Origin of the sequence: Pantoea sp. A4, assembly GCF_000295955.2 — a bacterium.
Taxonomy (GTDB): Bacteria; Pseudomonadota; Gammaproteobacteria; order Enterobacterales; family Enterobacteriaceae; genus Pantoea; species Pantoea multigeneris.
This window is the reverse complement of record NZ_ALXE01000002.1, coordinates 80,973-89,110: the sequence shown is the minus strand read 5'-3', so window position 1 is coordinate 89,110 and position 8,138 is coordinate 80,973. Positions and strand designations below refer to the sequence as shown.

Below are 8,138 nucleotides of genomic sequence, written 5' to 3'. Positions count from 1 at the left end.
GCTGAGCTATGGATGCATCGAGAAAATGGCGGTGAGGCGGGGATTCGAACCCCGGATGCAGCTTTTGACCGCATACTCCCTTAGCAGGGGAGCGCCTTCAGCCTCTCGGCCACCTCACCTTACGCTTTCTTACTGCCTGTGCTTCTGAACTTTGTTTCTGCTCATCGGCACTGCGTGGCGCACATATTACTTTCTGGTACTTATAAGTCAAACAAATTTTTTCGCCTTTTTATTCGTTTGCACAAATGACACTCAATTTGAGCAGATTAAAGGCAAAAAGAGTGATTTATCAACGGAAAAGCCCCCTTTAAGCGATGATCTCAGATCAAAAAAAGCGAGCGAGAACGCTGCCTGACAAACGATAGAGAGAAAAAAAACAGCCTGAAAAACAGAAAATGACGTCTAGCGGCATAAAAAGCAGTGAGGAAAATGGATGAAAAGAAGCCGGGTTAGCGAAAAGCAGGACAAGCAGAAGAAGAAAGAACGCATTAGAGGCAGCGCCTCGCTAAGAAACGAGGCGCTAAAAAGGGGGGAGTTAGTAACTCGTTTGCTGAGTTTTTTCAGCCTGAATGCGCTGGTAGATTTCTTCACGATGCACAGAAACCTCTTTCGGCGCATTCACACCAATGCGAACCTGGTTACCCTTCACTCCCAGCACCGTTACAGTCACCTCATCGCCAATCATGAGGGTTTCACCAACTCGACGAGTTAGAATAAGCATTCTTTGCTCCTTGAAAGATTAAAAGAGTCGGGCCCGTAGGTTTCCCGGCATTCTCCATCATGCGACACCGAACGTTGACTATGATAAATACAGCAACCCGCGTTATGGCGCCAATACATTCTGCTGATAGTAAGTTTAGCCGAAATACACTACATCAACCTGACTTTATCATTAGCAGTTGCACATCGTGTTAGAAAGTGCCGACACCTGTGACGGCACTCTCCACAATGCATTGTTTTATTTCATTACAGTCGGCTACTGACCCACGCTTCCACGCCTTTCAGCGCGTTCGTAAGAGCTGCAGTATCCGTTCCCCCGGCTTGCGCCATATCTGGTCTACCACCACCTTTACCGCCAACCTGCTGGGCCAAATCGCCCACCAGCTCACCGGCTTTGACCTTGTCTGTCAGGTCTTTTGTCACACCAGCGATCAACGACACTTTACCTTCTGCCACCGTCGCCAAAACAATAATGGCGGATTTCAGCTGGTTTTTCAGATCATCGACCATGGTGCGTAGCATTTTCGGGTCCACGTTAGCCAGTTCACTGACCAGCAGTTTCGTCCCGTTCACATCAATCGCTTTACTGCTCAGATTAGCACTCTCCTGCGCAGCTTGCTGATCGCGCAGTTGTTGCAACTCTTTTTCCAGCGCACGAGTATGGTCCACCAGTGTACGAACCTTCTCGTTCAAGTTTGTGCTGTTGGCTTTCACCACCTGCGCAATCTCTGACAACTGGTCACTTTGCGCGTGAAGTTGAGCAATTGCAGCTTCACCGGTCAACGCTTCAATACGACGCACGCCTGCAGCCGTTCCTGACTCGGTCAAGATGCGGAACAAACCAATGTCACCAGTTCTTGCGGCATGTGTACCACCACAAAGCTCAACTGAGAAGTCACCCATGGTCACAACACGCACACGCTGTTCATATTTTTCACCGAACAGTGCAGTGGCACCCAGCGCTTTAGCGTCATCCAGATCCATGACATCAGTTTGAATCAACAGATTACGACGAATCTGGGCATTCACAATATCTTCGACCGCGCGGATCTCCTGAGGTTTCACCGCTTCAGAATGAGAGAAGTCAAAACGCAGGTACTTATCATTGTTCAATGAGCCTTTCTGCCCAACATGACGGCCTAATACTTCACGCAGCGCTTCGTGCATCAAATGCGTTGCAGAGTGATTAAGACGAATGCGTGCTCGACGTTCTTCATCCACCTGTGCTTCAAGGCGATCGCCAACGCGCAACTGCCCCGCCGTTAAATGACCAATATGGCCGACGGCTTTACCGTACTTTTGCGTATCTGAAACGGTAAATGACACACCCTGACCGCTCAACAGACCGCTGTCGCCAACCTGTCCACCGGATTCGCCGTAGAATGGTGTTTCATCGAGAATGACCACCGCCTCATCACCGCTGCTAACAGATTCTACAGCAGCCCCATTCACGTAAAGTGCAGTGACTGTAGCTGTCAACGCTAACTGCTCGTAGCCTTTAAACGCAGAAGCCTCATCAACACGGATAACGTTGCTGTAGTCTGTGCCGAAGCCACTAGCTTCACGCGCACGTTGACGCTGCTGCTCCATGGCTTTTTCAAAGCCGGCTTCGTCAATTTTCAGATCCCGCTCACGGCAGACATCCGCAGTTAAATCGACCGGGAAACCGAAGGTATCGTAGAGACGGAATACAGTCTCTCCGTCCAGGGTATCGCCCTGTAATTTTGCGAGTTCGTCATCCAGCAGCGCCAGACCACGCTCAAGGGTCTTGGCAAACTGCTCTTCTTCTGACTTCAGTACATTCTCTACCTGAGCCTGCTGACGACGCAGTTCATCCCCAGCGCTGCCCATGACTTCAATCAGAGGGGCAACCAGTTTATAGAAGAATGCCTCTTTAGCGCCCAGCATATTGCCATGACGCACAGCACGACGAATGATACGACGCAGCACATAGCCACGGTTTTCATTCGACGGAATAACGCCATCGGCAATCAAGAAGGCACAAGAACGAATGTGGTCAGCGACAACGCGCAGAGATTTATTGCTGAGATCGGTAGCCCCTGTTACTGCAGCAACCGCAGCAATCAGTTTTTCAAACAGATCGATCTCATAGTTTGAATTCACATGCTGCAATACTGCCGAAATACGTTCGAGACCCATGCCGGTATCTACTGAAGGCTTCGGTAATGGCAACATGGTACCGTCGATTTGACGGTTGAACTGCATGAAGACGATATTCCAGATCTCAATGTAACGATCGCCATCTTCTTCCGGACTACCTGGAGGGCCACCCCAGATGTGATCGCCGTGATCGTAGAAAATTTCACTGCAAGGACCGCATGGTCCAGTATCACCCATCTGCCAGAAGTTATCTGAAGCGTACGGTGCACCTTTGTTGTCACCGATGCGGATGATGCGCTCATGTGGGACACCAATCTCGTTGGCCCAGATATTGTAAGCCTCATCATCTGACGCGTAGACGGTGACCCAGAGTTTCTCTTTCGGCAGACTGAACCACTGCGGGCTTGTCAGCAACTCCCAGGCAAAAGCAATCGCTTCTTGCTTGAAGTAATCGCCAAAGCTGAAGTTACCCAGCATTTCGAAGAAAGTGTGGTGGCGCGCAGTATAGCCAACGTTTTCCAGGTCGTTATGCTTACCGCCAGCACGTACGCAACGTTGAGACGTCGTCGCACGGGAGTAGCTACGCTTATCCTGACCAAGGAACACGTCTTTAAACTGGTTCATCCCAGCGTTAGTGAACAGTAACGTCGGGTCGTTATTCGGCACAAGGGAACTGCTATCTACAACCTGATGTCCCTTGCTGTGAAAAAAGTCGAGAAACGCTTGACGGATCTCAGCAGTGCTCTTGCTCATAAATTTCCTGGAATCACGCTAACGAAGGTTCCGTCTCTCTGGCATCACGATCTAAGCGGATACAAGTGAAAGAGGAACAAAAAGTGGGAATAAGATAAATTTTCTTCAATGGGAAGTAAAATCCCATCGTCCTTCAGGCATCAAAATTTGTGAAAACTGACTGGATATCTTCGCTATAGAAGCCGCGAGATTGCAAGTAGCGCATCACTTTTGCTTTCTCCGGCCAGCGGGTTGGTAATGGCAGACCAAATTTGCGCTCAGCAATCTGACAAGCTTCTTGCTGCCAGTCGATATCTGATTCAGCCATCGCTTCATCGGCGAGCTGACGCGAGATACCTTTAAGCATCAATTCCTGTTTAATGCGTTGAGGGCCATAACCTTTACGCGATCTTCCTTTGATGAACAGTTCAATAAAACGTTGCTCATTTAGCCAACCATTTTCAAGGCAGTAATCCGTTACTGCTTGCAGCAGCTCGATGCTGTACAGCTCGGGATCGCGTTGTTCGCCTCTGGCTCGCCTCTGCTCTGCTAGCTGTAGCTTTTGTTGCAGTTCATAACAGCTATGATCGCGTTGGGCCAGAATGTACATAGCGCTATTAAGTAAACGCGTAAACGCCGCTTTATCTGCGTCTGATAATGGAGGCATGAAAAAACTCTTTGGCAATGTAGAGGACGTGTCGGGCGACACCATACCGGGGAAATACGTGCAGGGAAAGAAAAGCAAAACGGGAGCAGTTTCCTGCTCCCGTCATATTAATCAAAAGTCTTCGTTGGTTTCGCTCGCGGCACCCTCGTTCTCATCCGCAGAGAAATCAGCAGCACCGGTATCACCCGTTGGGTTGTTGAGCAGCAAATCACGCAGTTTCTGATCAATCTCACTCGCAATTGCGGCGTTTTCTTTCAAGAAGTTACCGGCGTTAGCTTTACCCTGGCCGATTTTATCGCCATTGTAGCTATACCAGGCACCCGCTTTCTCAATCAGTTTATGCTTAACACCTAAATCAACCAGCTCGCCGAAAGTATTGATTCCTTCGCCATACATGATCTGGAATTCAGCTTGTTTAAACGGTGCAGCGATCTTGTTCTTCACCACTTTAACGCGGGTTTCACTACCGACCACGTTGTCGCCTTCTTTAATCGCGCCAATACGGCGGATATCAAGACGCACAGAAGCGTAGAATTTTAAGGCATTACCACCCGTGGTGGTTTCTGGATTACCGAACATCACACCAATTTTCATACGAATCTGGTTGATGAAGATAAGCAACGTATTGGATTGCTTCAGGTTACCAGCCAGTTTACGCATCGCCTGGCTCATCATACGAGCTGCCAGGCCCATATGAGAATCGCCGATTTCGCCTTCGATTTCAGCTTTTGGCGTTAATGCTGCAACGGAGTCGACGATAATAACATCGACCGCACCGGAACGTGCCAGCGCATCACAAATCTCAAGCGCTTGTTCACCGGTATCAGGCTGTGAACACAGCAGGTTATCAATATCAACCCCAAGCTTCTTCGCATAAACCGGATCAAGCGCATGTTCGGCATCGATAAATGCGCAGGTCTTGCCCTTGCGCTGTGCCGCAGCGATAACCTGCAGCGTCAGGGTAGTTTTACCAGAAGACTCCGGGCCATAAATCTCAACGATACGGCCCATCGGCAAACCGCCAGCGCCTAATGCAATATCCAGAGAGAGTGAACCGGTAGAAATGGTCTCTACGTCCATAGAGCGGTCTTCGCCTAGACGCATGATAGAGCCTTTACCAAATTGTTTCTCAATCTGGCCCAGCGCAGCGGCTAAAGCCTTCTGTTTGTTTTCATCAATTGCCATTTCTGTTCCTCATCATGCCGGGTTTGCACGCACCTGAAGTACTTGCTCTCGTTCTGTTGCGCACAATTATACTGTATGGTCATACAGTATCAAGTTTAATTTTTGAGAAATTCACTGTGCAATGTACTCAGCGCCCAAAATACTGACTGCCGACGAACAGCTTCACGATCGCCGCTGAAACATTGACGATAAGCAACCGTCTTACCGCCGGGCAGTGCGAAACCGAACCACACTGTACCAACCGGTTTCCCTGTCGTCCCGCCGTCAGGACCTGCGATGCCACTCACTGAGATCGCATACTGTGCCTGAGCCTGTTGCTGTGCTCCTCTGGCCATCTCTTTCACAACTTCTTCACTCACGGCCCCAAAACGTTCCAGCGTGGCTGTTTGTACCCCTAGCATTTCAGCTTTGGCCTGATTACTGTAAGTCACAAAACCGCGCTCAAACCAGGCAGAGCTACCGCTAATATCAGTAAGTACTTTAGCTAACCACCCACCGGTGCAGGATTCCGCGACCGTTACACTGGCAGAATGCTGTTTAAGCAGTTGGCCAATCTGATGGCTTAATGCCATAAGCTGATGATCGTCCATGTACGACTCCCTAATCTGGTGAAGAGATAAAATGTGGGAGTGTTAAGACTATTTCAAGGTGGGATGAAAAGCACCGCGCTATTGTGCGGTGCCGATTCCAGAAAACTCAGACAGATTTCACGGCAACGATGAAAAATCGTGGGAACGCCAATAAAACACGGCCATCAGCACGTTGAGGATAGGCATTTTTCAGTTCAGATAAATAAGCATCAAGAAATAGCCTCTGTTGCTCTTGATTTAGCTGTGCCAAAAACGGCCGCAAACCGGTAGATCGCAACCAATCAACAATCGCACTTACCGTTGGCATCACATGAAAATAAGTGGTACGCCAAATATCGACCTGACAACCGTTTTGCGTCAAAAGATCATAATAGTGCTCGGTACTGAACGCCTGCTTTCTTTCCACTATAGCTGCAGGAATTAACTGGCTAAAAGGCTCACGAACGGCAATTTCACGCATTAAACGATGTGAAGGTTCATTAACGTTATCTGGCATCTGAATGGCCAACACTCCTTCTGGAGCGAGTTGGCGCACGAGATGAGGTATTAGCTGGTTGTGATTCTCCACCCACTGCAAAGAGGCATTCGCATAAATAATCTGCTGAGGGGACTGCGGATGCCAACGCTGAATATCTGACTCGACAAAAAAGCAATCTGGCAGGCGTTCTCTGGCCTGCACCAACATTGCGGGAGAATTATCTAGCCCGATGATCTGTGCATCGGGCCAATGTTGACGAAGCAGTTCAGTACTATTCCCCGGGCCGCAACCTAGATCAGTTACACGAGTAGGATGAGTGACAGGAATACGACCCAGTAACTCAAGTGCCGGGCGCGTCCTTTCTGCTTCAAACTGTCGATATAATACGGGATCCCAGTCAGTCATAGTTAACGCCTCTACGGATGAAAGCAATGCTACTGAAACACAGCACCCTGTCGAGCCTGCCTTACCGCTTCGCCGAGCTGCCATACGGCCATTGCATAGTGTGTGCTGTGGTTGTAGCGAGTGATGACATAGAAATTCGGTAAGCCGAACCAATATTGATAGCTGGTTCCCATATCAAGCCTTAGCAGGCTGACTTGATTCGCCCCATCCAGTGGCCCCAGGGCACTCAGACCCGAAGCAGCTAGCATGGAGGGTGTATAGCTCGTGTTAAAACCATTATTAAGCAACGGAGCCTGTCCACTGGCTGGCACAGCGATACCCTGCCCAGCTTTCCAGCCATGAGCCTGGAAATAGTGAGCAACACTGCCGATCGCATCCTCTGGGTCCCACAGATTGATGTGACCATCTCCGTTGAAGTCAACCGCATATTGTTTATAGGCTGATGGCATGAACTGGCCATAGCCCATTGCCCCGGCGAAGGAACCACGAAGATTAAGCGGATCATCCTGTTCACTGCGGGCCATCAGCAGGAAGGTTTCAAGCTCTCCACTGAAATAAGCAGCGCGGCGTGGGTAATTGAAAGAGAGTGTCGCCAGAGCATCAAGGATACGGGTTTTCCCCATGACTCTGCCCCAGCGGGTCTCTACACCAATAATGCCTACGATAATTTCAGCGGGAACACCATATTGCTGTTCTGCACGCTGTAAGACATCTTGATATTGGTTCCAGAAGGCAACGCCGTTTTGTACATTCGCAGGCGTGATGAACTTGTTTCGATAGCGTATCCACGCACCGTTGGGTCCGGTCGGCCCAGTGTAGGTAGGTGCCTGTTGATCCATTAAGCGCAGGACATAATCAAGACGTTTAGCCTGACCAATAACAACATGGAGCTGAGTGCGGTCAAAGCCGTGTTTCGATACCATCATATCAATGAACTGTTCGGCTACTGGGTTACCTGAGAAATCCCCATTGAGTACCTGTGCACTCTGATCAGGCTGGAGCAAAAAGCCTCCTTGACCAACAGAAGATGGCGTCTCACGGGCCTGCAGATGAGACTTACTGCTACAAGCAGCCAGCAAAAGTACAGGCAACAAAAGAGTTAACTTTAAGTACATCACGCATCCAGAAAACAGAAGATTATATGGGTATTGATGTTAAACTTTCTATGAAGGAAGTATAGAGGCCAAAACAAAAAAGCGTTTACCCCATCACTTATGTGAAGCGATGGAAAAAAGTTGCG

General features: G+C 49.3%; 7 protein-coding genes and 1 tRNA gene. All 8 read right to left on the bottom strand.

What is annotated here, in order from left to right; all coding sequences use genetic code 11:
• Window positions 1-26: 26 nt before the first annotated feature.
• The 8 genes from B880_RS0101150 to mltB all read right to left on the bottom strand — a co-directional run bounded on the left by B880_RS0101150 (window position 27) and on the right by mltB (window position 8,013).
• Window positions 27-119: transfer RNA gene (locus B880_RS0101150), tRNA-Ser, on the bottom strand.
• A 416-nt stretch (window positions 120-535) separates the two neighbouring features.
• Window positions 536-721, bottom strand: coding sequence for a carbon storage regulator CsrA (gene csrA / locus B880_RS0101145; protein ID WP_004155916.1), 186 nt, complete (start codon window positions 719-721; stop codon window positions 536-538).
• 245 nt (window positions 722-966) lie between these two features.
• Complete coding sequence (alaS, locus tag B880_RS0101140; protein ID WP_017345550.1) at window positions 967-3,594, bottom strand: alanine--tRNA ligase; 2,628 nt, start codon at window positions 3,592-3,594, stop codon at window positions 967-969.
• Between the two features lie 133 nt (window positions 3,595-3,727).
• The gene (locus tag B880_RS0101135; protein ID WP_017345549.1) at window positions 3,728-4,240 is read right to left on the bottom strand and encodes a regulatory protein RecX; all 513 of its coding nucleotides are present in this window, start codon (window positions 4,238-4,240) and stop codon (window positions 3,728-3,730) included.
• Window positions 4,241-4,351: 111 nt separating this feature from the next.
• On the bottom strand, window positions 4,352-5,425 hold the full coding sequence (recA, locus tag B880_RS0101130; protein ID WP_017345548.1) for a recombinase RecA: 1,074 nt from the start codon (window positions 5,423-5,425) through the stop codon (window positions 4,352-4,354).
• 95 nt (window positions 5,426-5,520) lie between these two features.
• Window positions 5,521-6,015 carry a nicotinamide-nucleotide amidase gene (gene pncC, locus B880_RS0101125; RefSeq protein ID WP_017345547.1) on the bottom strand — a complete coding sequence of 165 codons (495 nt, stop codon included), beginning with the start codon at window positions 6,013-6,015 and terminating at the stop codon, window positions 5,521-5,523.
• A 106-nt stretch (window positions 6,016-6,121) separates the two neighbouring features.
• On the bottom strand, window positions 6,122-6,898 hold the full coding sequence (tam, locus tag B880_RS0101120; RefSeq protein WP_026042351.1) for a trans-aconitate 2-methyltransferase: 777 nt from the start codon (window positions 6,896-6,898) through the stop codon (window positions 6,122-6,124).
• Between the two features lie 29 nt (window positions 6,899-6,927).
• Entirely contained in the window at window positions 6,928-8,013 is a 1,086-nt protein-coding gene (mltB, locus tag B880_RS0101115) for a lytic murein transglycosylase B (RefSeq protein WP_026042350.1), read from the bottom strand.
• Window positions 8,014-8,138: the final 125 nt, after the last annotated feature.

What these genes read in the sequence shown, in the direction of transcription:
- csrA (WP_004155916.1), bottom strand. Translation starts at nt 721, where the DNA reads ATGCTTATTCTAACTCGTCGAGTTGGTGAAACCCTCATGATTGGCGAT.
- alaS (WP_017345550.1), bottom strand. Translation starts at nt 3,594, where the DNA reads ATGAGCAAGAGCACTGCTGAGATCCGTCAAGCGTTTCTCGACTTTTTT.
- B880_RS0101135 (WP_017345549.1), bottom strand. Translation starts at nt 4,240, where the DNA reads ATGCCTCCATTATCAGACGCAGATAAAGCGGCGTTTACGCGTTTACTT.
- recA (WP_017345548.1), bottom strand. Translation starts at nt 5,425, where the DNA reads ATGGCAATTGATGAAAACAAACAGAAGGCTTTAGCCGCTGCGCTGGGC.
- pncC (WP_017345547.1), bottom strand. Translation starts at nt 6,015, where the DNA reads ATGGACGATCATCAGCTTATGGCATTAAGCCATCAGATTGGCCAACTG.
- tam (WP_026042351.1), bottom strand. Translation starts at nt 6,898, where the DNA reads ATGACTGACTGGGATCCCGTATTATATCGACAGTTTGAAGCAGAAAGG.
- mltB (WP_026042350.1), bottom strand. Translation starts at nt 8,013, where the DNA reads ATGTACTTAAAGTTAACTCTTTTGTTGCCTGTACTTTTGCTGGCTGCT.